Genomic DNA, 22,906 nt, shown 5'->3' on the forward strand with positions numbered 1-22,906 from the left:
AAGGCCTTGGCAATGGGTCAGTCCACGCCACGACCCTTTCGCAGGATCAGGATGAAAGCCACGCCACCGGCGAGCCCGGTGACGATGCCGATCGGCATATCCTCCGGCGCCATGATCAGCCGCGCGACGATATCGGCCCAGATCAAGGTCAGCGCGCCGAAAACGGCGCTCAACGGCACGACGCGAACATTGTCGCCGCCGACCATCAATCGCACGAAATGCGGCACCATCAGCCCGACAAAGCCGATGGCGCCGGAGAACGCGACCATCACGCCGGTCAGCAGCGCTGTCACGACGAAGAGCAGCAGGCGAAACCGCGTGACGACTATGCCGAGCGTGACGGCGGTTTCGTCGCCCATGGCAAGTGCGTTCAGTTCCCGCGCCTTGGGGAGCAGCAAGGCAAGGCAAAACAGCAGTATTCCGGCCGGATAGACGAGGTGCTGCCATTGCGCCAGCCCCAGCCCGCCCAGCATCCAGAAGACGACGGTATTGGTGGCTCTCGGATCTCCGAGAAAGATGAGAAGGTTGCCGAGCGCCGTAAATACGAAAGCCACGGCCACTCCCGACAAGACCAGTCGATCGGCCGAATGGGAGCGTGTCAGGCGCGTCGTCAGCCCCACCGCCGCAGTTGCAGCCAGGGCGCCCGCGAAAGCAAACAGCGGCACCGTCAGCAGGCCGAGGATGAGGCCGGTGTGCAACAGCGCCAGAATGGCGCCGAATGCCGCTCCGGAGGAAACGCCGAGAAGATGCGGGTCCGCCAGGGGATTGCGCGTCAGCGCCTGGAGCACGGCGCCGGTCACGGCAAGCCCCGCCCCCACGAGCGCCGCCAGCACGACGCGCGGGAAGCGAACGTCCCAGACAATGCTCTCCTGCCCGCCGGACCATGTGACGGGAAATGTGCCCGCGTGCAGCTTGTTGCCGACGATCGACCAGACGGTGGAGAACGGGATGGATGCCGAGCCAAGCGACACGCCTGCGGTAATCGACAGGATGAAGCCTATGGCAAGCAAGGGGATGAGAATGGAAAGGTTGAGGCGCATGCTCGAATCTGGAGAAGGAGATCCGCCCAATGATCGACTGGACGGATCGGCATTGGCGACAATCACATCGCGTTCGGATGAAAGGCCTTGGCCAGGGCGGCGATGGCCTCGATGTTGCGCGGCCCCGGCGTCGCCTCGACGTAAGGCAAGACGACGAAACGATCGTTCTTCACCGCATCGATGTTCTTGAAGGCCGGATTGCCCTTGAGGAAGGCGATCTTCTGCGCGGCGGTCACCTGCCCGTAATCGACGATGATGATGACTTCGGGATTCTTCTCGATGACCGGCTCCCAGGATACTTCGGTCCAGCTCTTCTCGACATCGTCCATGACGTTTGTGCCGCCGGCCACCTCGATCATGGCCGTCGGAATGCCGTACCGGCCTGATGTGAACGGTTTTTCCTCACCGGAATCATAAACGAAAACGCGCGTCGGCTTGTCGGCATGGCTAACCTTCGCCTGGATCTCGGCGAGCTGCTTGCGATAGCCGGCAACCAGCGCCTCGGCCCTGTCCTCGACGCGAAAGATCTTGCCGAGATTGAGAAGGTCGACAAACATGTCGTCCATGGTCGGCTTGTTCTTCTGCATGACGAAAATGCATGATTCCGTCAGCTCGTAGACCTTGATGCCGAAGGGTGCCAGGGTTTCCGGCGTCACCTCGCCCCCGACCTTCATGCCGTAGTTCCAGCCGGCAAAGTAGAAATCGGCGTTGGCGCCAAGCAGCACTTCCTTGCTCGGATATTTCGGAGACAGCTCCGGCAGTTCCTTGATGCCCTCGCGCAGCTTTTCGTCCAGCGTCTTCCAGCCGGAAACGCCGGTGTAGCCGACCATGCGATCCTGAAGTTTCAGCGCCAGCATCATTTCGGTCAGATTGACGTCGTTGGAGACGGCACGCTCGGGCGCCTTCTCGAACGTCACGTCACGATTGCAGCTGCGTACCGTGACAGGCTCGGCCAGCGCCGCGCCCGCGAGCAAACCTCCCAGGAGCAAGGCTGCGGCAGATAAGGATATGCGAGAAAACATGAATGACTCCAATGATCCTATTATCGAAGAGAGAAGGAAAAACGTTGCGGACCGCTATCGGCCTGATGAAGGCGCGCGCCAACGCGAAACGCGTTGGACACATGTTCGACGGTGAGCACATCCGCCGGTTCGCCATGCCCCGTGAGACGCCCGCAATCGAGAACGGCGACATGTGTCGCAAAGTCCGCTGCAAGGTTGATGTCGTGCAGCGTCGTAATGATCGTTGGCCCCAACCCCTTCAACAGCTCGAGAATCTCAAGCTGGTGGCGGATGTCGAGGTGGTTGGTCGGCTCGTCGAGAATGATGAGCTCAGGCTCCTGCGCCAGCGCACGCGCAATCAGTGCCCGCTGCTTTTCGCCGCCGGACAGCGACGCGAACTGCCGCAACGCCAAAGGCTCCAGCTCCAGGCGTGCAAGAGCCTTGGTCGTGACGTCGTGATCCCGGTCGCTCCAGCGCGCCATGCCCTTGCGATGCGGAATTCTGCCCATCAGCACCACGTCGCGCACGCTGAAGGGAAAATCGCCCGGTGTCTCCTGCGGCACGACGGCGATCCGTTGCGCCGCCTCCCGGGGAGCGATGGACCAGAGATCGACGCCATCGAGCCGCACCGTGCCCCGCTGCGGCTTGAGGCCGCGATAGAGGCAGCGCAACAGGGTCGACTTGCCGGCTCCGTTCGGGCCGATGATGGCCAGCCGGGCGCCGGCTTCGATAGACAGCGTGATGCCGCTGATGATCGGCATGCTTTTCTGAGGCCCCCAGGTGACGCCATCGGCGTCCAATCGCGCGCTTCGTTCGGACATCGTGGGCTCCTATTGCAACGGCGACAGCTGGTATTCGGCCGAGACTATGGCAGCCGGAATGCGCGCCAGCGTCTTGCCGCCGAGCGCTCTTGGCCTCTCGCTCTCGCGCGTCAGCCCATCCGGGCGATCCTGATACAGCCGCGCAAAGGAAACGAGCGCTCCAATATCGGCAGCATCCTCGATGTCACCGAAAAGATAGGTCGCTTTTGCCGTTGCCTGGAACGCGACCGTGCAGGGTCGTTCGCAGCCCGCCATGCAGACGCTGCCTTCAAGGCTGAAATCATCGGAAAGCACTCTGCCCGCTTGGGAAATGGCCACTTGCAGATGTTTCAAAAGATCGAGACCGGGCCGGCATGGCCTGCCGACGTGGCGGCAATTGGTGCACACGGTAATCCGGTGCGCTGCCGCTTTTGCTTTGTCCATGAAATGCCTCCCGGAGAATTCGCCGGAGGCAAAGTCAAGATAGGGCCAACGGACGCAACGGCGTCCCCGCCCAACCACTGATTTTCCATCGGAACACCCCGTCCGTTACGGTTGATATCATCGATGGCAGGTCTCCTGGCTCGCGGGTCACAACCCGTTCGCGCCTTCCCGGCAAAAAGCCAGTGGCATGCTGCGAACGCGCTCTCCGCTTACAGTTGCGGGGGCAGCCACGGTTTTGGCCCCTGATGGGTAGTCCGCACCGTGTTCCCTTTTCAGCCACCTTCAGGATCAATCCGAGGGCAGCACCATCGAGGCTATTCATCTCATAGAAAACGGAGGTGGGCAACGGCGATGTCATGTGCGCTTTCGTTTGTCCTTGGGTTCGGCATAGGCCGCAGCTTTTGTTACGTTATTACATAACAAATGACAACCCGCTATTTTCACCCTCCGACGTCGCACCTGTGGGGAAGCGACAGAACAACAGCCAGCTTGCTTACAATGAAAGGAAACCGGGGAGTTGCTACACCGCCTTGCACTGCGGATGGAAACGCTCGGCGACACTTTCCGCTGCCGCATAGGCCTGTGTCACGATTTCCGGCACCAGATCGATGTCGGGAAGACTGCCAAGACCCAGGGGACCGATGGCAAAGAGCCCTTCCGTCGTGCGGCCGTTCACCTCGAGCGCCCCTGCTGCCTCGACGGCAAGGCCGAGACCGAGCTCGTCCGGCACCGCAAGACCGGTGTCGATCAGGCTCCGCAGCAGCGGGGCATTCAGATCGGGCGCCTGGCATCGACAGTCGATCACATCGTCGGCATAGAGCTGCTCGGTCTCCTGCCGCCCTGCCGGTCGCAAGACCAGCCCGGTCGGTGTTCGCCGCATGAAATGGCCACGCCGCAGCAAGGTATTTCCCTCGGCCAGCTCCTGCTTCAGGCGAACATGCAGCGCCTCGGGCAGCCGGTTGCGATGGCTGTCGTAGAGCGCCCTGAGGTGCCGGTTGAACTGCTGCTTCTGGCCGGCCGGCAAGGACCGCCAAAGCGACCGCGCATGCTTGCGCAAGCCGTTCATGACGGATTGCCAGCTTTGGCCGTTCGCCTCCGCCTCACCGCAAGCCTTGCGGATGAAGCGAATAATCTCGCTGAGGTTGCCGGGCATTTCATCGGCGGGGAAAACCGGATCGGCATTGTTGCGCGTATGGCTTTGCGGCAGAAAACCACGTCGCGAAACGATGGTGATCTGCCCCGTATAGCCGTTTTCACGCATCTGCAGCAGCCGGTCGACGACACGCAGCCCGCTGCCGAGCAGGATCGTGTGCGGGCGCGAGACAAGACGGCGTGCGCGCACGGTCGTTGGAACGGTCACGAGATCGCTGGCCTGCGTTTCCTGATCGGTAATGCCATAGCCGGTTGCCAGCACCACCATGTCGAACGGCGCGTTGACGGCGCCATCGCTTTCCACCACGAAGCGGCCGCCTCGAACGCGGCGAAGACCGAAGACCGTCTCGCTGCTGACCTGCACCGCAACATCGCGCCGCGACGAGAAGGCCTCGGAAAAACGCTGGTAGACATAGTCGCTGAAAATGCTCTTCGGCACGAAAATCTGCAAAAAGCCCGGTATGGCCGCCGGAACGGCGCTCCGGAAAGGCGCATTGCCGCTCAGCCATTGATTGAAATCATCGGGATCGCCGGCGGAAACGGAGAGATCGCGAACGCGGCTGTTGAGAATCTCGCTGCTGTGTCCGGAGGCCAATGCCTGTCCGCCGCTGACGCTGGAATTAGGATCGAAAAGCTGCAGGTGGAAAGGAAAGCGCACTGTCTTCAACAGGGCTATCGCCATCATCATGCCGGAAAAACCGCGCCCGATCACGGCGATGCGCGGCATCGCATAGGACTGCGCCGCCGCATTCGTCCTGGCGGAAAAAAATCCCTGAACCGTCATATCAACTCCTGGGGCGAGAGGTGGTCGATCATGCCTTTCTTGGGGCTTACTCACTTTACAGGCCCAGAAACACGAATTCCGATCTCAGTTGCTCGTCAGCGGAACAATTGCGGCCGACAAAACGCGCGGAAATCGCTTCGGTTCTCAACTCGACGCATTCTTTCGATCCCGGAGTCCCTTCCATGGAAGAAAGATGCGACAGGCGGGTCCAACTCCGATCCAACATCGGATGCCCGCAATCGGCCGCCACTGAATGACGTCTCAAACACCATCGGGCGGCAGTCTATTGCCTTTGTCTACTTATTTAGTCGTATATGAAAGCGCGAAAATGCGCCGCTAGCAAGTGCTTTCTTGTGAGGGCAAGATCGGAGCAATGATGCCGTGGCACAGAGAATGCTGCGCGACCAGATCCCGGCTTTTCGTCGGCACCTAACCCGATCGGCGAAAATGGAAAGCAATTCATAGCCCTGAAGCCGGTGCGCGAAGCCGCTTTCGATGCCGTTATGGCCGGAAAATGAGAGAGCGGAAAGCTCATCGCCCGACGGCAGCATCTCGACCGCCGCCCATGCGATTTTCCATTTGCCGCCTGTCATGCCGAAGGGCGCGGCACGCACGAACTCAGAAAATTCATTGTATAGTACCGCTATCGAAATTAGAATCCTGGTCATTTGCCGCGCCTGAGAAACTGATCTGGCGACGGCGGAGGAGTGGTAAATGGGGACTGTTTCGCAGTTGCACGAACGCGTCAGGCCGCCCGCGCATCGCATTCAGAGCGAAGAGGAAGCACTCGATATCGCACGTTCGCTTGCAGCCAGTTTTGCGCAGCAGGCAAGCGACCGCGACATCAACCGCATCCTGCCCTATGACGAAGTCGAGGTCCTGTCCCAATCGGGCCTGCTCGGAATTTCCGTTCCCTCGGAGCACGGCGGCATCGACATTTCAAATTGCGTTCTCGCCGAAGTCGTTGCCATCCTGGCGGAAGCGGATCCCTCTATCGCCCAGATAGTGCAGACGCATTTTCATGTGCTGGAAGCGATACGGATCGGCGGCGGCGACGATCAGCGAGCCGCTCTCTTCGATCGGGCCATCATAGGCGATCGCTTCGGTGGTGTGTTTTCCGAATCCGGCATCGGCGGGGCGGATCAGGATGCGCCGCATCCGATAGCGGATGGGCCTGGCTTCCGCCTCAGCGGCCGCATTTCCCCTTCCGCCAGCATTCTCTTTTCAGACTGGATTGCCTTGTTCGTCCCGGACGAGCGCAAGAGGCTCTTGGCAGCCGTCGTGCCGAGGAACACCGAAGGCATCCAGATCATCGACGACTGGGACGGCTTCGGTCAGCGAACCTCAGGAAACGGTACGACCATTCTTCACAATGTCTATCTCGATGCCGATGCCGTACTGCAGAATCGGGAAAAGCTGGCCGAGCCTACGGTGATCGACAGCGTGAGCCAGCTCACCCATGCCGGCATCAATCTTGGCATCGCCCGATCCGCACTTGCCGCGACGATGAGTTTCGTGAAGGCATATCCCTCGCCATCGACGGATAGCGGCACCCAAAAGGCGGCGGATGATCCGCTGATCGTAACGAGGATCGGCGAGATTGCCGTTCGCATCGAAGCGGCGACTGCGATAGTGGAGCGGGCCGGCGGCAAGATCGACGCCGCTCAGATCAACCTCACGGAGGATCATGTCGTCGATGCCGCTCTCTCCGTTGCGGCAGCCCAGGCGATTACGGCTGATATCGCGATGGATGCGACCAATACGCTGTTCGATCTAGCCGGCGCGACGTCGGCGCGCATCGGGCTCAATCTCGATCGCCACTGGCGCAATGCCCGCATTCACACGCTTCATGACCCTGCGCGCAGGAAATACAGCATCGTCGGCAATTATCATCTCAACGGCATGAAGCCATCGAAGAAGTCCTTGCTCTGACCCGCAGGGAAGCGCGGAAAAGATCAGCCGATCTGCGAGGCGCGGCGGTCTTCCCGTTCGGGAATGTCGATATCCGAACCGCCGGCAACGAACTGTTCCAGCGACATGTTGTCGAGAATTTCGGCAATGGCGTCACGGACTTCCGTCATGGAGCGCCGCACCTGACAGCGCTCCGGATCGGAACAGTCGTCGCAAGCCTCATAGGCCGTGCGGCTGGCGCAGCGAATCGGCGCCAGCGGGCCATCCAGCGTGCGGATGACATGGCCGATGCGGATTTCCGACGCGGGGCGCGAGAGCGAATAACCACCGCCCGGCCCTTTTTTCGAGCGCAACACGCCGGCGTTGCGCAATTCGAGAAGGATGGTATCGAGAAACTTCTTCGGAATATTGTTGCGCAACGCGATATCGTTGATGAACGCGGTTTCCCCCGGGCCGAGGCGTGCGAGATCCACCAACGCCTTCAGTCCGTATTTTCCTTTTTTCGTAAGCATCGCCGTCCGCTTTACTGCAAAGTCGATTGTTGAAAACCCGGCTTGGCCGCCCAAGAGAGACTCAACCGGCCCGTCCTGTCATCATGGATTGCGGAAGTAGACCCGCGCATCCCGACGAACAAGACAGTAACTCACAAATTGTATAGTTTATATGAGTAAATTTAGGCAATTGTATCGTCTAAGCAACGAATTTGCGGCTTTTCTTGGATTCAGGCAGCGCTGCTGTCCAAATATGCCTTCCCCTGCTCGGCTTCATGGTTGGTGATCGCTTCGGCGACCTGTTCGGCGACAAGAACGGCGTGCTCGACCACCTCGGGCAGCCCCATGAGTTCGCCGAAAGTGCCGCGCGCGAGCGGCCCGGAGATAAACAACGACGGCACCACCGTTCCATCGGCCGCAAGCGCGCGCGATCGCGTATCGCAGGCAAATCCCAGCCGCGCGGGATCCATGGCGAGATATCCGGCCTTCGACAACGCGTCGATCCAGCCCTGCGACTGCAGAATGCCGCGATGGCCCGGACCCGTGGTGACGACGACCGCATCGAATTGCTTCTCGATACGCCGCCCGGAACGGCTGAGCTGCAATGCGCAGTCGATGACACCGTCCACAGCCCCCACGGCCGCGACCGATGCCGCCAGCACCTCGAGCCTGCCGGCTTCGATCACCCTTTCGCTGACCGCCTCCACCTGCGGCGCCACGCGAAAGCGATGCACATCCCAGAACGGTCTCAGATGCCTGACGAGACGCCGCCGCTCCTCGACCGGCAGCGCATGCCACACATGCCGGCCCTGCGCCCTCACCTGATCGATGACCACATGCCAGCTGCGCCCTTCGCCCTCTGCCTGGCGGATGGTGGCCCGCACGCGGCGCAGGAGAGCGGTCGCCGTCTTTGAAGGCTCGCTGGCGAAATCGCCGAACAGCTCCTGCTTCACCGCCGCATGGCCACGCGAACGCAAACCACGTCTTGATATGGCGGTGATGGGGCCCTTGTGACCTCTGAGCTCGAGCGACGCTATCACATCGGCCGAGGTCAAGCCGTTACCGACAACCAGGACACGATCCCCTGCGCGGATGGCGGAAAGCGCATCCGGTCGCGTCGGATCCGGAACGAAACGCGGGTGATCGGCAAGCGCATCCTGCAGCACCTCCGGCGGCAGAGGCGACGGATGGCTGGTGGCAATGACGAGAATATCAGCATCCACACGCTGCCCTGCCGCGCTGACGAGCGTCCAGCGACGACCCGCCCTCTCGATGCGCTCCACGCCTTGCCTGACGTGAACGAGGCGTCCATCCTCGACGTAGGGCGTAATCATGCTGTTGATATAGTTGCCGAATGCGGAGCGTCGCGGAAAAAGGCCGCCATTGGCGGCAACGGCAGCCTCGTCATCGGCGAGCACATTCCGCTCCTGCAACCAGCGCTGAAAGTGCTCGATGTCATCCGGAAGCAGGCTCATCTTCGCCGCCGGCACGTTGATGCGATGGGCGGGGTCCTGCGTATCGTAGGCGAGCCCCTTCCCCAACCGTTCCCGCGGCTCGAATATGAAGAGTTGACCGGCCTGCAATGATCGCCGCTGCAGCAGATGGAAGGCAACTCCGGTTCCGGAAACGCCGCCGCCGACAATGGCGATGACCGGCAGATCACGCGCCTGTTGATCATTGCCAATGGTCAATAGCCAACTCCCTCCAGATCGGTCGCCGCGCGAACTCTTCGCGCCACGAGCAATCGCAATCATCGTTGGGGAGAAAGATATACTCTATAAAATTTGTTGACAACACGATCGCAGCGAGCGCGGACGACCCATCGACCAAAAGCAGTCAATGGAGTGCTGATATGCATTTACAAACAAATGGTTATTTGTGCCGCGCACAACATTGTTTTTGCACCGCAGGATGTAAAAAACTTGGCATACGCCTCCGCGAGGAACATACTAGCGGTTGTTCTGGTTCGTATTCTCTTTGAGAGGAGAAACATCATGGAACTGCTTCACATCCTGACTCCCTTCGACTATGCGCTGATGCTGCTTCTGGCTGTCATCTTTGTGTTCAGCGTGATGGAAGGCGTGCATAAAAAGCACTGACTACGCCCCATCGAGGCGATGACAATGCCGCCGGGCGGACACGCCGGCAGGTTTTCGAATGTGCGGATAGCTGCATAGCCGCCGAGGCGCGTTATCGATCCGTGTAAGTGGACGGTTTGCCCCGCCAGCGAAGGCATTGCGTGCAGATACTTGAGCTGCGACGGCCTCTGCTGGAATGTTTGATGTTCCGTCCTGTATCGAGTCTCCTACCGCTTGTTGGACCATAGCGACCAACCCGCTCATATCGGCGATTGAGCAAGCTTTCAAGCTTGGCTCCTCGAGAAAATTCCCAAGATATCACAGACTATTCAATATGATGTGAGAAACCCCCCCTCATTTCGAGAATGAGGGCATATGTGCGCGCCCATCAATACAACAGCGGATATATCAATACGCAGCACCGCTGAGTAAAACCGAAAAATCACTCCAGCCAATGGCAATATTTTCGCAAGCCTCGCGCAAACAATCCATAAGATACTCTTACCCATCGACAAGAAACATCAAGAAGAAAGGGTATACTTATGGGTTACGACTGGGATGGTATCAAAACGCGCCGGATGAGACGGCTGAAATACGGGATTTCGCTATTCCTCTTCACGATGTCCCTAACAGCGCCAACCATGTTCCTGCTGCATCTGCATTAAGCCGACGCGGCAGATCGCTCGTATTCAGGCAAGCGATAACGTCACGCTGTTTGCCAGTGTGGTTGGCCATACGGAAGGCCACGCCGTTGAATGACGAGCCTCACATTGCATTGAGCAGTTTGGTGAAGGACGCGGCGAAACGGATGGAAGAACGCTGCAGCGAAAAGGCCACCCGCGTTCAAGAATAAAACGAAAAGTGAATTGGAAACGGCTTCCAGGAAACCGTGGTCAATCAGCGCAAATTTAAGCTAAGTGCTTGAAATTTGGTGGGTGATGTAGGGCTCGAACCTACGACCCGCTGATTAAGAGTCAGCTGCTCTACCAACTGAGCTAATCACCCGCACCGCTTGCTGGCGGCGTGATCGGGCATATAAATAGGATCGGTTTGATTGTCCAGCGGCCAGACGAATTTTCTTTGTCTTTTTGTCAAAAAAATTTCAGGAGCCGCAAAAAATCCAATAAAATCAAAGCTCAAGAATTCCGGACGCAATACGCACCGCTTGGCCGCCAATCCGCGCATTTGCGATCTGCCCGCCCTCGACATCGACATGAAGGTGAATCAGCGACGGCCGGCCCATCTCTATGCCCTGCTCGATGATGAAGGGATGATGCCCGTCCGGCAGGGCATCGAACTGGTTGATGGCTCCGGACATCGCGGCGACCGCGGAACCCGTTGCCGGATCCTCGACGATCCCCATGCCGATCGGAAAAACGCGTGCATGAAACTTGGCTGCATGATTGACGCCGCCACGGCAATAGATGAAAGCCGAGGCAAGCGCGCCGTCGACAAAGGGAACCGTCTTCTCCCAAAGCTGCGCATCGAACTCCAGCCGTTCGGCCGCACCGATATCGTGCACCGGCACCAGAAGGAACGGTACGCCGGCGCTCCATATGGACGGAACGTGATTCTCGAAACCGATCTCGGTGATCTTCAGGCTGAGCGCATTGGCGATGTCGGCCTTGTCGAGCGGCAAAAGGATCTGCTGCGATTTCTTCGGCAGGTCGAACTCCGCAAAGCTCGCCTTGTTCTGCCGTAGCTTGATGGCACAGCGCACCGGCCCGACGCGCTCGTCCAGCACGGAAACGAGATCAAGCTCGCCGCCATGGCTGGCATGGGCTCTCTCCGCCAGGGCAATCGCCGTACCGACCGTCGGATGCCCGGCAAAGGGCAGCTCGCGGCCGGGCGTGAATATCCGCAGATTTGCAGTATGGGCCGGATTTTGCGGCGGCAGCACGAACACCGTCTCTGAAAGGTTCAACTCCCGGGCGATCGATTGCATCGCCTCGTCGCTCAAGCCCTCGGCATCGAAGATGATCGCCAGTGGATTACCCGCCAGCCTGCTGTCGGTGAACACATCATAGACACTGTAGCTGCGCGCCAATCCTGCCTCCATCATGCTGTCAGTCTAACCATACCGGCAAGCGCCCCCGGCGCAAGCCCAAGCTATTTCCTCTCGCCGAAGAACCAGGCGAGAATGGGCAGCATCGCAATATTGTAGCGATGCGCCGCCGGGTCGGCCGATCGGATCGCGACCACCCCGTCGACCTCGTCCTCTTCGGAAACGAGCATATGCGCTTCGATCCGCCGCAGCATATCCTCGGCGGTCCAGGGAAAGCGGAAAATGCGGAAAAGCGTAACCGAGCGGTTTACGTGCGTGCCGTAATATCCGGACTCGGGAACCGCGTCGTTCAGGTCGAGGCCGGTCTCCTCCAGCACCTCGCGGCGCATGTTACCCTCGACATCGCAATGCCCGTCGACAATGTCGTTCTCATCCATCGATCCTGCGGCGCAATAGACCTGGCCGGGATTGGCCGTGTGCGGCGCCATGCGGATCGCGATGAGCGCTCCGTCCGAGGAAACCGCGACAGCAAAGGCAAAGAGGTGAAAGCCTCCCGGCGGCCTCTGCTTTCGCCACCAGAGAAACGTCGAAAAGGGTGTCACATAGGCCTCCCCTTTCACGGCACCATCGGCGATCGACAGTCGGTGCTGGAAGATCATGCGGCCGTCGAAAAGCGATGGATTGGCGGCGATTTCCCTTGCCCAGTTCTCCTGCGCCGCCTCCTGCTCGCGTATATGAAAGGGATGCTCGCCCGAAAGCACGGCAAGCTCGATGCTGGAAACGGGAAATACGGTGCTTTCCGGCGGCCAGCCGGCCCTGTCGTTCTGTTTTGAAACGGTCATATCAAATCCAATGTCATGACGACGGGGCAATGGTCCGAGGCTTTCGGCCTGTCCCAGCCGACGCGCGGATAGCGCCCCACCTCCTGTCCCGGTGGAAATATGGTGCGGAAAGGCTGGCCCGACCGGACGATATCGGGAACACGCGTTGCATTGGCGCGTGCCAGAGCCGGCGACAGCCAGATATAGTCGAGTTGGCAAAGCCGCTGCTCCTGCGGCCCGCGCGCATGGTAGAGCGTCCAACGGTCGAGCGCGTCCCGTCGCCGCATCGCATTTTCGACGAAACCATCCTGGCTGAAGATATCGAGCGCGCTCCCGTTTTCCTCGTTGCGCGGTTCGAAACGATAGCCCGTGCGGCGCGTGCCGATGACATCGACCCATTCCTGGTAATCGTTCATGTCGCCGCAGATGGCGAAATTCTTCGTCGCCGTGTGACCGGCACCGAAGCGGCTCTCGATGATGCGACGCACCGCCATCGTCTCGGCGCGGCGTATGGGCATGGTCGCGCGGCGCCCATCCATCCCTTCGCGCGCCGGCCCCATCGATTTGAGATGCACGACATAGAGCGAAAACGGCACGCCGCCGATGTGAAGATGCAGTTCCAGGCAATCGCGCTTGAAGATCTTGTCTTCCGAATGATGGCCGAGCTCCGCCAGATCATCGTTGAAAAGGCCGAAATTGCCGTACGTCACCATGGCGTGACTCTTGATGTCGTTGAGCACGATCGGCTGGCCGTCGCGCGTCTCCTCACGCATCATCACGGCCACATCGATGCCGCGGCTGTCATTGCCCTCGATAAGGTATTTCTGCCGATAGCCGTTGCCCACCATGCGATAGAGGTAGCCGTATTCGAACGCCTGCAGCGCCGCCATGTTGTCGACTTCCTGCAGGCAGATGATATCGGCATCGGCGTCCGCGATCGCTAGCGCCGTCATCTGCCTGGTATCGTCGGTCGCGGCCACCACGCGCGCCGCCTCCAGCTGCTGATAGACCTCCTCGTTGCGGACGTCGAAGAGTTGCAGCACGCGATCCTGGCGCAGCTGATTGCGAAAACCGGTATAATCGAAACGGGTCAGAAGGTTTTCGACATTGAAGGTCGCAAGACGCAGGGACATGAAGCATTCCGATTTATGAAGAAGAATGTGAGCCGGCTCATTCGGTCGGCATCACCCGGCTTTGGGCGTAACGGTCGATTTGAACTTGCCCATCAGGTACGGCCCGGAAAGAACGGGCGCATATTTCGGCTCCTCGCCTGCTTTCAAACAAGACGGCAGGCAGGCGATCTCGGCAAACCAGTTCGGTTGATGGAAGAAGGCCAGGGATTGCCGCCGCTGCATGCCGCCCTCCTCCGGCGGCGGATTGACGACGCGATGCACGGTGGAAACCCAGCGGTCGTTGGTCCAGAGCGCCATCAGGTCGCCGATGTTGATGACGAAGGCACCCTCAACAGGCGGCACCGGCGTCCAGCGACCATCGGGCGCAATAATCTCAAGCCCTTTCGAGCCTGGCTGCGGCAAAAGGATCGTCAGGCTGCCGTAATCGGTGTGCGCCCCGGCGCGAAGCTGGCCCGGTTCGGGCGGCACATGCTGCTCGGGATAGTTCAGCGCCCTTAGCGCACTGATCGGCGCGTCCACATAGGCGTCGAAGAAATGCTCGTCGAGGCCGAGCGCGGTTGCAAACACCCGCATGATGCGGGCCGCCAGATCCTCCATCGCCCCGTAATAGGCCTTCCACGCCTGCACGAACCCTTCAGGCCCTTCCGGCCAGATGGTGGCGGCATAGCAGAAGCCGAGCGCTTCCGGATCGCTCATGCCTGCGGGAACGGAAAGCGGACCGCCATTGAAGCTTTCCTTCAGGTCCGGCGGAGTATCGACATTGCGGGATTTCGCCAGAGCTTCCGTCCCCGGCCCGAGATAGCCATAGGGATAGCCGGGATAGAGCGTCTTGGCGCGCTGCTTCACCTCGGCCGGCAGATCGAAGAACGCCTGGGTCTTCTTCCAAACTTCGGAGATAACCGCATCCGCAACGCCGTGATTGGCAATCGCCAGGAAGCCCGTCGAGCGGCATATCCGATCCACCTCCGCGCCGAGGCGCTTTTTCTCGTCGTGGCCGGCCGCCTCGAAGGCGCCGAGATCGAAAATCGGAAAGTTATGATCGGACATGCGCGACTCCCCTTCGTGACGTCGAGCAAATCAAGCATAGGAGACGACAGGGAACAACCATCTTGTCCCCTGCCAGCTCAAAGCCGCCAGGCCGAGCGGATGGCGACCGGATAGACATCGCCCGCGGCGACTGCCTCACGGCTATAGGCCCGCAGCATCTGCCCATCCGGCATCGACAGCCGTATGGCATAGCGCTCGCCCTCATAGAGAACGGAAACGACCCGGCAGGCGATACCCTCCGCATCGGCAACCACATCCTCCGGCCGCACGAGGATATCCGTCTGCCCACAGGCTTCCGACTGTTGATCCCACATGCCTCTGAAGGCTGGCCAGTCGATGCGGCGCGGCCCGCCGTCGGGAACGGCGAGCGACAGGATGGCGCCCTGCCCGACAAGACCGCCGACCATCCGCCCCTCGGGCCGCGCATAGATCTCGGCCGGGGGCGCCACCTGCAACAGCCGCCCCTCGGACATGACGGCGACGTCGGTGGCGAGCGCCATGGCCTCGCTCTGGTCATGCGTGACGTAGACCATGGTGGCGCCCGAGCGCTGGTGAAACTCGCGGAACGTCTCCTCCATCTCCTTCTTGAGATGGCGGTCGAGGTTGGCGAGCGGCTCGTCGAGCAGCACGACATCGGGCGATGTCACCAGGCAGCGAGCGAGCGCCACGCGCTGGCGCTGGCCGCCGGAGAGATCGGCGGGTCTGCGTTCCGCATAGTCGCCAAGCCGCACGGTCGCGAGCGCCTCGCGCACCTTTTCGCGGTAGCGCTCGCCAGAGATGCCGCGCACCTTCAGCGGATAGCCGACATTGTCGGCGACGTTCATGTGCGGCCAAAGCGCGTAGGACTGGAACACCATCGCCATGTTGCGTCGTTCCGGCGGCAGCATGTTCGCGGCATCGGCCAGCAGCCGCTCGCCGAGATGAATGGAGCCCTCCGTCGGCTGCTCGAAGCCGGCTATCATTCTGAGAACGGTCGTCTTGCCGCAGCCGGAAGGACCGAGCAGCGCCAGGAAGCCGCCTTCACGGACGTCGAGCGACAAGGCATTGACGGCAGCACGGCCGCCCGTACCGAAATCCTTGCTGATGTGATTGAGGATCAGCTTCGCCAAGGCACCACTCCCTTCGGCAGGCGCTTGGCCATGATTTCCAGAAGCACCATCATGACGACGACCATGGCGATGACGATGACAGACATGGCGGAGGCAAGATCGGCGCTGCCGCCATCGTCGAGATTGTAGATCACGACGCCGAGCGTCTGCGTGCCCGCCGACCAGAGCAGCGCCGAAACGGTCAGCTCGTTGCAGGCAATCAGGAAGACCAGGATCACCGATGCGCCCGCGGCCGGCGCGATCAGCGGCACGATGATATCGGCAAGGCGACGGAAGAACCCTGCGCCCGAGAGACGCGCGGCTTCCTCGAGCGCCGGATCGAGCTGCAGGAAGGCGCTCATGACCGGCTTCAGGCTGACGGCGAAGTAGGCGGAAAAATAGGCGAGTAGGATGATCCAGATCGTGCCGTAAAGCGTAACGTTGAGGATCGGCAGCGGGGCCGCAAACACCAGAATGAAGCAGACGGCGATGATGATGCCCGGAAGCGAATACGGGATCTCGATCATGCCGCCGACGATGCGGCTCAGCATATCCTTGCGCCGGGTCAGCGCATAGGCGGCGAGAACTGTCACCAGTAGGAGACCAAGCGCCGTCATGCCCGCCAGGAACAGTGAATTGGAAAAGGCGGTGCGCGTTATGCTCTGCCGAAACAGGATTTCCGTAAACGCGTTCAGCGAAGCTGTCTTGAAGGTGAGCGGCACGCCATAGGTCGGCACCAGCGCACCGGCGACCAGCGCCAGAAAGGGAGCGACGAGCATCACGAACAGGATACCGCAAAGCACCGGCATGGCAAGATAGCGCCATCGGCCAAGCGAAAAGGCAGCCGTCGCGCCGGAAATGCCGATGACGCGATAGTCCCGCCCCTTCAGGGCCCTGCCCTGCACGGCAAGCCCCGCCACGGCGATGACGGCGATCATCGTCGACAGCACGGCGATGTCGCCGAACGTGCGCGGGCCGAAATTGGAGAATTTGGTGAAGATCAGCGTCGACAGCGTATAGATCGAGGCGGGTATGCCGAGGATCGCGGGTATGCCGAAATTGCCGATGGAAGAGACGAAGGCAATCGCGGCTCCGGCGATGACACCGGGCAGCGACAAGGGCAGGATGATATCGCGGAAGACGCGCAGGCCGGACGCGCCCGAGAGCCTCGCAGCCTCGACGCCGTCGCGCGGCAGCGCCATCAGCCCCGCCCGCAGCGCCAGATAGACCAGCGGCGCGTGCTGAACGCCGTAAAGGAGCGCAATACCGCCGACCGAATAGAGCGGCTGCGGCGAGCCGAGCGGCGGCGCGATGTGCAGCGCTTTCAGCAGGGGGCTCGATGGGCCGGACATCTGCACCCAGGCAAGCGCCGTCACCTGCGGCGGGATCATCATCGGCAGCACGAAAAGAAAGCCGAGAAGCCCCCTGCCGGAAAGATCGGTCAATGTCAGCAGAAAAGCAAAGAGGCAGCCGAGAGCCACGGAAACGATGGTGCCGAGCACGGCCGTTTCGATCGTATACCAGGCCGAGCGCCAGAGCGCGGGATCGGTGATGAGTTCATAGGTGCCGCCGCGCAACAGCGCCTCGATACCGGCAAGCGCCAGCCGCGCCAGCGGCAGGACGCTGAGCAGCAGCACGACAGCAACAACAAAAGGAAACAGCCAGGCCGGCTGGCTGTTTCCCTTACGCACATATCCGTACATTCCAAATCCGGGCGGATTACTTCGACGTGAAGTAGGTGGAGAAGGTCTTCAGGTCCTGATCCGTATTCTTGAGAGCATCGGCTGCATTCAACGGCAAAACCTTGATGCTGTCACGCGCCGGAAAACCTTCCGGCAGCGGCGTGCCGTTGCGGGCCGGAATATAGCCGAGCTTAAGGAAGCCTTCCTGGCCCTTTTCGGACAGGACATAATCGACGAACTTCTTGGCCGCATCGGCGTGCTGCGTACCGGCGAGAATGCCGACCGGCTCGGTGACGGCCGAAACGCCTTCCTTCGGGAACACGAATTCCAGCGGGGCGCCCTTGGCCTTTTCGCGGATCGGCATGTAATCGACGATCATGCCATAGGCCTTCTCGCCGGAAGCGACGGCCTTGAGAACCGCGCCGTTGCCGCCCGAAGCGACCGCGCCATTGTCGGCAAGGTTCTTGTAGTAGTCCCAGCCGAGGCTGCTGACGCCGGCGAGCGTCTGCGCGTGGATGAGAGCGGCACCCGAAGCAAGCGGGCTCGGCATGGAAACGAGGCCCTTGGCTTCCGGCTTCACCAGGTCCTGCCAGCTTGCCGGCTTCATTGCGGCAGCCGTGTTGTAGACGATGCCGGTCGTGATCAGCTTGGTGGAATAGTAATAGCCGTCAGCGTCGTAGAGCGAGGCGTCGTAGTTCGCGGCTTCCGGCGACTTGTAGGCCAGGAGCTTGCCGGCTTCCTTCAGGCGCTCCAGCGTCACCGTATCGGCGATCAGCAGAACATCGGCAACGGGAGCGCCGGCCTGCATTTCAGCCTGAAGCTTGGCGATGATCTGCGGCGTGCCGTCGCGAACCCAATCGACCTTGATGCCGGGGTTGGCGGCCATGAAACCGTCGACGGTGGCCTGCGCGTCGGCGTTCGGCTGGCTGGTATAAAGAACGAGATCGGCGGCATTGGCACCGCCGGAGAAAAAGGCGATGGCCAACAGGCCGGCAAAGGCGGAAACAAAGGTCTTCATAAAACGTCCTCGGCTGAGTTGTAGGAAGGTTCTGTAGACGCGCGGCTTAACATGATTGTGACAGTTGAATTTGAACAGATTGCTGTTCGTATGATGATTGAAACTTGACCATCGTCATCCGGCGCTATTTTCTGAGGCACGTATTTCAGAATGGGATCGAGGAGAATAGATCGATGGAATATCGCCTGCTTGGCCGCTCCGGCCTCAAAGTTTCCACCATCACCATGGGCACCATGACCTTCGGCGGAGTCGGCTGGGCAAAAACCGTCGGCGATCTCGGCGTCAAGGAAGCCAAGAAGCTTGTGGATATGTGCATCGATGCCGGCGTCAACCTGCTCGACACGGCCGACGTCTACTCGCAAGGCGCCTCGGAGGAAATCCTCGGCGAGATTATCGGCGGCCCGCGCAAGGACGGCGTGCTCATCGCCACCAAGGCCCGCTTCCCGATGGGCCCCGGCGTCAACGATACCGGCTCCTCCCGCCAGCATCTCATTCAGGCCTGCGAAGCGAGCCTGAAGCGCATGAAGACCGATGTCATCGACCTCTATCAGCTGCATGAATGGGATGGCCAGACCCCGCTGGAAGAGACGATGGAAGCGCTCGACACGCTGGTTCGCCAAGGCAAGGTCCGCTACATCGGCTGCTCCAACTTTTCCGGCTGGCACATCATGAAGGCGCTCGGCGTCAGCGAGCGCGACAGGCGCGAACGCTTCGTCAGCCAGCAGATCCACTACACGCTGGAAGCGCGCGACGCGGAAAACGAGCTGGTGCCGATCAGCATCGACCAGGGTCTTGGCATCCTCGTCTGGAGCCCGATTGCCGGCGGCCTCCTCTCGGGCAAGCATCGCCGCAATCAGGCAACGCCGGAAGGCACGCGCCAGTTCGCCGGCTGGACGGAACCGCCGATCCGCGATGAAAACCGCCTGTGGAACATCGTCGATACGCTGGTGGAAATCGCCGAAGGTCGCGGCGTGTCGGCTGCCCAGGTGGCGCTTGCCTGGCTCATCGGCCGCAAGGGCGTGACCTCGGTCATCATCGGCGGCCGCACGAAAGCCCAGTTCAAGGACAATCTCGCCAGCGCCGAGCTCAAGCTGACGGACGAGGAGCGCAAGCGGCTCGATGACATCAGCCTGCCGCCGCTGATGTACCCATACTGGCATCAGCGCAACACCGCCAGCGACAGGTTGAGCGAGGCAGATCTCTCGCTGATCGGCCCGCATCTGACGAAATGAAGAGACTCCTTCTTCCCTCGGGGAGAAGGAGTTGCGCGGCAACGATTTCATTTCACATACGATTGCCCTTCTCCCCTCCGGGAGAAGGTTGAGATCAGGCCGCCATCGCCCCGATCTCGCCGGCAATCAACTTGCCAAGCCGCGAAATGCCCTCTTCGATCATCTCGTCATTGGCGCAGGAGAAGCTGACGCGGAACGTATTGGCGCCCGTGCCATCGGCAAAGAAGGCCTGGCCGGGAACGAAGGCGACCTTCGCCGTCTCCAGCGATCTTGCGAGCAGCTTCGCACCATCCATGCCCTTCGGCAGGGTGACCCACACGAACATGCCGCCCTGCGGCTTCGTCCAGCTGACCCCGTCCGGCATGTATTTGGCGAGCGCCGCCAGCATACAGTCGCGACGGTGGCTGTAGGTCTTGCGGACCTTGGCGACCTGCGCGTCGAAACCGCGCTCGGCAACCTGATGGATGGCGATCTGGTTGATGGTCGATGAATGAAGATCGGCCGCCTGCTTCATCAGCACCAGCTTGCGGATGACAGGCGCATTGGCAACGACGAAGCCGACGCGAAGACCCGGCGCCAAGGTCTTGGAAAAGCTACCGCAATAGATCGTCCGGGTGTCGTTGATATGGCCCTTGCGGGCGATCTCCAGCGCCAGGATCGGCGCGATCGCCTCGCCGTCATAACGCAGCGACTGGTAGGCGGCATCCTCGATGACGGCGATATCCAGCTCTTCGGCAAGATCGAGCAGCTTCTCGCGGCCGGCCAGATCGACTGTCTCGCCGGTCGGGTTGGCGAAATCTGCCGAGAGATAGGCGAACTTCACCCTGCCCCCCGCTTTCGTCGCGGCTGCGCTGTAGGAATCCGGCGTGCGGTTGCCGTTCGGCGTCAATTGGTCATAGGTCGGCTCATAGGCGTTGAAGGCCTGCAGCGCGCCGAGATAGGTCGGCGCCGTGACCAGTGCCGTATCCTTCGGCGACAGGAAAAGCTTGCCGAGATAGTCGAGACCCTGCTGCGAACCGGAAACGATGAAGACGTTTTCGAGCTCACAGGACACACCGAGCGCGGCCATCTGTCCGACCAACCATTCCCGCAGCGGCTTGTAGCCTTCGCTGACCGAATATTGCAGCGCCGCGTTGACGGTCGGGCCGGAAAAAATATCGGCATAGGCCTGCTTGAATTCCGCATCCGGAAACAATGCAGGGTCGGGAATGCCACCGGCAAACGAGATGATATCCGGCCGCTCCAGCAGCTTCAGCAGCTCACGGATTTCGGAGGCGCGCATACGGCTCGAACGCGTCGCAAAGATATTTTCCCAATTCAACATGGGGCTTCCTCGTAATTTTTGGTCTTTCTGACACAAAATCACGCAACAAAAGATAAGTCAACAATGCTGACCTATTTTGTTTTCATTGTCTCTGAGAATCGCAACTTTTCCTGATAGGAATGAGCTTCAGAAGCCAGTAGCCGAGAAAAAAGAGAGCATGAGTACAGACCCGACATCATCGTTCTACGCCGACAATGCCAGCATCTATGCCGCACGCGAACGCAACCTTCCGACAAGCCGGCTCGACGCCTTTCTTGGCACCCTTCCCGCCGGAGCATCCATCCTGGAGCTCGGATGCGGAGCCGGTCAGGATGCTGCCTACATACTGTCGCGCGGCTTCGACATTACCCCGACGGACGGTTCGGCGGAACTCGCGGGTGAAGCTGAAAAGCGGATCGGCAAACCCGTCCGGATCATGCGGTTCGAGACGCTGGACGCCAGTGCCACGTTCGACGGCATATGGGCAGAAGCCAGTCTCCTTCATGTACCGCGATCCGACCTCCCGAACATCTTCAGCCGGATTCTGCGTGCTCTGAAGGACGGCGGCATCTTCCACAGCAGTTTCAAGGCCGGCGATGCAGAAGGGCACGACACACTCGGCCGCTACTATAATTATCCCTCGGCCGAATGGCTGACCGCTCTCCTCAGCAAAGGCGGCTGGCGAGACATAGCGATGACCGAAGCAGATGGCGGCGGCTTCGACGGCAAGCCGACGAAATGGCTCTATGTCTCGGCCCGGAAATAGAAAAGGCCGGAGCTTCCGCCCCGGCCCTCCCTTCCAGCAATGCCGAAATCTTAGTTGACGGCCTTGTCGACCAGCTTGTTCTTGCCGATCCAGGGCATCATGCCGCGCAACTTGGCGCCGACTTCTTCGATCTGGTGGCTGTCGTTCAGGCGGCGGATACCCTTGAAGCGGGCAGCGCCCGAACGGTATTCCTGCATCCAGTCCGAGGTGAACTTGCCGGTCTGGATGTCCTTGAGGACGCGCTTCATTTCAGCCTTGGTTTCAGCCGTGATGATGCGCGGGCCGGAGACGTATTCGCCCCATTCGGCCGTGTTCGAGATCGAGTAGTTCATGTTGGCGATGCCGCCTTCATAGATCAGGTCGACGATGAGCTTTACTTCGTGCAGGCATTCGAAATAGGCCATTTCCGGTGCGTAGCCGGCTTCGACCAGGGTTTCGAAACCAGCGCGGATGAGCTCGACGAGACCGCCGCAAAGGACGACCTGTTCGCCGAAGAGGTCGGTTTCGCACTCTTCGCGGAAGTTGGTTTCGATGATGCCGGAACGACCGCCGCCAACGCCGCAGGCGTAGGAGAGAGCGAGTTCAAGAGCGTTGCCGGAAGCGTTCTGATGAACGGCAACGAGGCAGGGAACGCCGCCGCCCTTCTGGTATTCGCCGCGAACCGTATGGCCCGGGCCCTTCGGCGCGATCATGACGACGTCGACCGAAGCCTTCGGCTCGATGAGGCCGAAGTGAACGTTGAGGCCGTGTGCGAAGGCGATCGCAGCGCCGTCACGAATGTTCGGAGCGATTTCGGACTTGTAGATGTCGGCCTGCAGTTCGTCCGGGGTCGCCATCATCATCAGGTCGGCCCAGGCGGCGGCTTCCGCAACAGTCATGACCTTGAAGCCGTCGGCTTCAGCCTTCTTGGCGGTAGCCGAGCCGGCCTTGAGCGCAATCGCAACGTTCTGTGCGCCGCTGTCCTTCAGGTTCAGCGCGTGGGCGCGGCCCTGCGAACCGTAGCCGATGACGGCGACCTTCTTCGACTTGATGAGGTTGAGATCGGCATCACGATCGTAATAGACGCGCATTGTTTGTCCTTCCCTTTGCTTGTCTGGGTACAGATTTCGA

20 protein-coding genes, 1 tRNA gene and 1 riboswitch are annotated in these 22,906 nt (G+C 60.6%); of the genes, 3 read left to right on the top strand and 18 right to left on the bottom strand.

The window, feature by feature from the left end:
* Positions 1-17 precede the first annotated feature (17 nt).
* The 6 genes from GR212_RS16245 to GR212_RS16270 form a co-directional block, all read right to left on the bottom strand.
* Entirely contained in the window at positions 18-1,040 is a 1,023-nt protein-coding gene (locus tag GR212_RS16245) for a FecCD family ABC transporter permease (protein ID WP_163987605.1), read from the bottom strand.
* Between the two features lie 62 nt (positions 1,041-1,102).
* A complete protein-coding gene (locus GR212_RS16250; protein ID WP_163987606.1) occupies positions 1,103-2,062 on the bottom strand; it encodes an ABC transporter substrate-binding protein in 960 nt (319 codons plus the stop codon).
* Between the two features lie 20 nt (positions 2,063-2,082).
* Complete coding sequence (locus tag GR212_RS16255) at positions 2,083-2,862, bottom strand: ABC transporter ATP-binding protein (protein WP_163987607.1); 780 nt, start codon at positions 2,860-2,862, stop codon at positions 2,083-2,085.
* A 9-nt stretch (positions 2,863-2,871) separates the two neighbouring features.
* Positions 2,872-3,285, bottom strand: a complete 414-nt coding sequence (locus GR212_RS16260) for a DUF1636 family protein (RefSeq protein WP_163987608.1) — start codon at positions 3,283-3,285, stop codon at positions 2,872-2,874.
* Positions 3,286-3,393: 108 nt separating this feature from the next.
* A riboswitch (cobalamin riboswitch) is annotated at positions 3,394-3,610 on the bottom strand.
* Between the two features lie 195 nt (positions 3,611-3,805).
* Positions 3,806-5,221 carry an FAD/NAD(P)-binding protein gene (locus GR212_RS16265; protein ID WP_163987609.1) on the bottom strand — a complete coding sequence of 472 codons (1,416 nt, stop codon included), beginning with the start codon at positions 5,219-5,221 and terminating at the stop codon, positions 3,806-3,808.
* Between the two features lie 296 nt (positions 5,222-5,517).
* Positions 5,518-5,889 (bottom strand): hypothetical protein, encoded by a 372-nt coding sequence (locus tag GR212_RS16270; RefSeq protein WP_163987610.1) that lies wholly within the window; start codon positions 5,887-5,889, stop codon positions 5,518-5,520.
* A gap of 46 nt (positions 5,890-5,935) precedes the next feature.
* Between GR212_RS16270 and GR212_RS16275 the strand changes: the two genes are divergently transcribed.
* Positions 5,936-7,153 carry an SfnB family sulfur acquisition oxidoreductase gene (locus GR212_RS16275; protein WP_163987611.1) on the top strand — a complete coding sequence of 406 codons (1,218 nt, stop codon included), beginning with the start codon at positions 5,936-5,938 and terminating at the stop codon, positions 7,151-7,153.
* A 23-nt stretch (positions 7,154-7,176) separates the two neighbouring features.
* On the opposite strand, the gene GR212_RS16280 is transcribed toward GR212_RS16275, so the two are convergent.
* The 10 genes from GR212_RS16280 to GR212_RS16325 all read right to left on the bottom strand — a co-directional run bounded on the left by GR212_RS16280 (position 7,177) and on the right by GR212_RS16325 (position 18,495).
* The gene (locus tag GR212_RS16280; RefSeq protein ID WP_163987612.1) at positions 7,177-7,644 is read right to left on the bottom strand and encodes an RrF2 family transcriptional regulator; all 468 of its coding nucleotides are present in this window, start codon (positions 7,642-7,644) and stop codon (positions 7,177-7,179) included.
* Between the two features lie 209 nt (positions 7,645-7,853).
* Positions 7,854-9,314: an FAD/NAD(P)-binding protein gene (locus tag GR212_RS16285; protein WP_246725784.1), complete on the bottom strand. Its 1,461-nt coding sequence runs from the start codon at positions 9,312-9,314 to the stop codon at positions 7,854-7,856.
* Between the two features lie 1,316 nt (positions 9,315-10,630).
* Positions 10,631-10,706: transfer RNA gene (locus GR212_RS16290), tRNA-Lys, on the bottom strand.
* Positions 10,707-10,830: 124 nt separating this feature from the next.
* Positions 10,831-11,748: a PhzF family phenazine biosynthesis protein gene (locus GR212_RS16295; RefSeq protein ID WP_204326607.1), complete on the bottom strand. Its 918-nt coding sequence runs from the start codon at positions 11,746-11,748 to the stop codon at positions 10,831-10,833.
* Between the two features lie 62 nt (positions 11,749-11,810).
* Positions 11,811-12,548: an NUDIX hydrolase gene (locus GR212_RS16300; protein WP_163987614.1), complete on the bottom strand. Its 738-nt coding sequence runs from the start codon at positions 12,546-12,548 to the stop codon at positions 11,811-11,813.
* Positions 12,545-13,660, bottom strand: coding sequence for an endonuclease/exonuclease/phosphatase family protein (locus tag GR212_RS16305; protein WP_163987615.1), 1,116 nt, complete (start codon positions 13,658-13,660; stop codon positions 12,545-12,547). The genes GR212_RS16300 and GR212_RS16305 overlap by 4 nt, the downstream gene beginning before the upstream one ends.
* 51 nt (positions 13,661-13,711) lie before the next feature.
* Positions 13,712-14,707, bottom strand: coding sequence for an isopenicillin N synthase family dioxygenase (locus GR212_RS16310; protein WP_163987616.1), 996 nt, complete (start codon positions 14,705-14,707; stop codon positions 13,712-13,714).
* Between the two features lie 77 nt (positions 14,708-14,784).
* Positions 14,785-15,816, bottom strand: a complete 1,032-nt coding sequence (locus tag GR212_RS16315) for an ABC transporter ATP-binding protein (RefSeq protein ID WP_163987617.1) — start codon at positions 15,814-15,816, stop codon at positions 14,785-14,787.
* Positions 15,804-17,498: an ABC transporter permease gene (locus GR212_RS16320; protein WP_163987618.1), complete on the bottom strand. Its 1,695-nt coding sequence runs from the start codon at positions 17,496-17,498 to the stop codon at positions 15,804-15,806. Before GR212_RS16320 ends, GR212_RS16315 begins: the two co-directional genes overlap by 13 nt.
* A 16-nt stretch (positions 17,499-17,514) precedes the next feature.
* Positions 17,515-18,495, bottom strand: a complete 981-nt coding sequence (locus GR212_RS16325) for an ABC transporter substrate-binding protein (RefSeq protein ID WP_163987619.1) — start codon at positions 18,493-18,495, stop codon at positions 17,515-17,517.
* A gap of 173 nt (positions 18,496-18,668) precedes the next feature.
* On the opposite strand from GR212_RS16325, the gene GR212_RS16330 reads away from it, so the two are divergent.
* A complete protein-coding gene (locus GR212_RS16330) occupies positions 18,669-19,727 on the top strand; it encodes an aldo/keto reductase (protein WP_163987620.1) in 1,059 nt (352 codons plus the stop codon).
* A 94-nt stretch (positions 19,728-19,821) separates the two neighbouring features.
* Here the strand turns inward: GR212_RS16330 and GR212_RS16335 are convergent, their stop codons facing one another.
* On the bottom strand, positions 19,822-21,051 hold the full coding sequence (locus GR212_RS16335; RefSeq protein ID WP_163987621.1) for a PLP-dependent aminotransferase family protein: 1,230 nt from the start codon (positions 21,049-21,051) through the stop codon (positions 19,822-19,824).
* A gap of 157 nt (positions 21,052-21,208) precedes the next feature.
* On the opposite strand from GR212_RS16335, the gene GR212_RS16340 reads away from it, so the two are divergent.
* Positions 21,209-21,796, top strand: coding sequence for a class I SAM-dependent methyltransferase (locus GR212_RS16340; protein WP_163987622.1), 588 nt, complete (start codon positions 21,209-21,211; stop codon positions 21,794-21,796).
* 50 nt (positions 21,797-21,846) lie between these two features.
* On the opposite strand, the gene ilvC is transcribed toward GR212_RS16340, so the two are convergent.
* On the bottom strand, positions 21,847-22,866 hold the full coding sequence (gene ilvC, locus GR212_RS16345) for a ketol-acid reductoisomerase (protein ID WP_163987623.1): 1,020 nt from the start codon (positions 22,864-22,866) through the stop codon (positions 21,847-21,849).
* Positions 22,867-22,906: the final 40 nt, after the last annotated feature.

Origin of the sequence: Martinezella lusitana (genome assembly GCF_010668395.1) — a bacterium.
Taxonomy (GTDB): Bacteria; Pseudomonadota; Alphaproteobacteria; order Rhizobiales; family Rhizobiaceae; genus Rhizobium; species Rhizobium lusitanum_A.

Excerpts from the sequence above, each read along its gene's own strand:
- GR212_RS16245 (WP_163987605.1), bottom strand. The coding sequence starts at position 1,040 with ATGCGCCTCAACCTTTCCATTCTCATCCCCTTGCTTGCCATAGGCTTC.
- GR212_RS16250 (WP_163987606.1), bottom strand. The coding sequence starts at position 2,062 with ATGTTTTCTCGCATATCCTTATCTGCCGCAGCCTTGCTCCTGGGAGGT.
- GR212_RS16255 (WP_163987607.1), bottom strand. The coding sequence starts at position 2,862 with ATGTCCGAACGAAGCGCGCGATTGGACGCCGATGGCGTCACCTGGGGG.
- GR212_RS16260 (WP_163987608.1), bottom strand. The coding sequence starts at position 3,285 with ATGGACAAAGCAAAAGCGGCAGCGCACCGGATTACCGTGTGCACCAAT.
- GR212_RS16265 (WP_163987609.1), bottom strand. The coding sequence starts at position 5,221 with ATGACGGTTCAGGGATTTTTTTCCGCCAGGACGAATGCGGCGGCGCAG.
- GR212_RS16270 (WP_163987610.1), bottom strand. The coding sequence starts at position 5,889 with ATGACCAGGATTCTAATTTCGATAGCGGTACTATACAATGAATTTTCT.
- GR212_RS16275 (WP_163987611.1), top strand. The coding sequence starts at position 5,936 with ATGGGGACTGTTTCGCAGTTGCACGAACGCGTCAGGCCGCCCGCGCAT.
- GR212_RS16280 (WP_163987612.1), bottom strand. The coding sequence starts at position 7,644 with ATGCTTACGAAAAAAGGAAAATACGGACTGAAGGCGTTGGTGGATCTC.
- GR212_RS16300 (WP_163987614.1), bottom strand. The coding sequence starts at position 12,548 with ATGACCGTTTCAAAACAGAACGACAGGGCCGGCTGGCCGCCGGAAAGC.
- GR212_RS16305 (WP_163987615.1), bottom strand. The coding sequence starts at position 13,660 with ATGTCCCTGCGTCTTGCGACCTTCAATGTCGAAAACCTTCTGACCCGT.
- GR212_RS16310 (WP_163987616.1), bottom strand. The coding sequence starts at position 14,707 with ATGTCCGATCATAACTTTCCGATTTTCGATCTCGGCGCCTTCGAGGCG.
- GR212_RS16320 (WP_163987618.1), bottom strand. The coding sequence starts at position 17,498 with ATGTACGGATATGTGCGTAAGGGAAACAGCCAGCCGGCCTGGCTGTTT.
- GR212_RS16325 (WP_163987619.1), bottom strand. The coding sequence starts at position 18,495 with ATGAAGACCTTTGTTTCCGCCTTTGCCGGCCTGTTGGCCATCGCCTTT.
- GR212_RS16330 (WP_163987620.1), top strand. The coding sequence starts at position 18,669 with ATGGAATATCGCCTGCTTGGCCGCTCCGGCCTCAAAGTTTCCACCATC.
- GR212_RS16335 (WP_163987621.1), bottom strand. The coding sequence starts at position 21,051 with ATGTTGAATTGGGAAAATATCTTTGCGACGCGTTCGAGCCGTATGCGC.
- GR212_RS16340 (WP_163987622.1), top strand. The coding sequence starts at position 21,209 with ATGAGTACAGACCCGACATCATCGTTCTACGCCGACAATGCCAGCATC.
- ilvC (WP_163987623.1), bottom strand. The coding sequence starts at position 22,866 with ATGCGCGTCTATTACGATCGTGATGCCGATCTCAACCTCATCAAGTCG.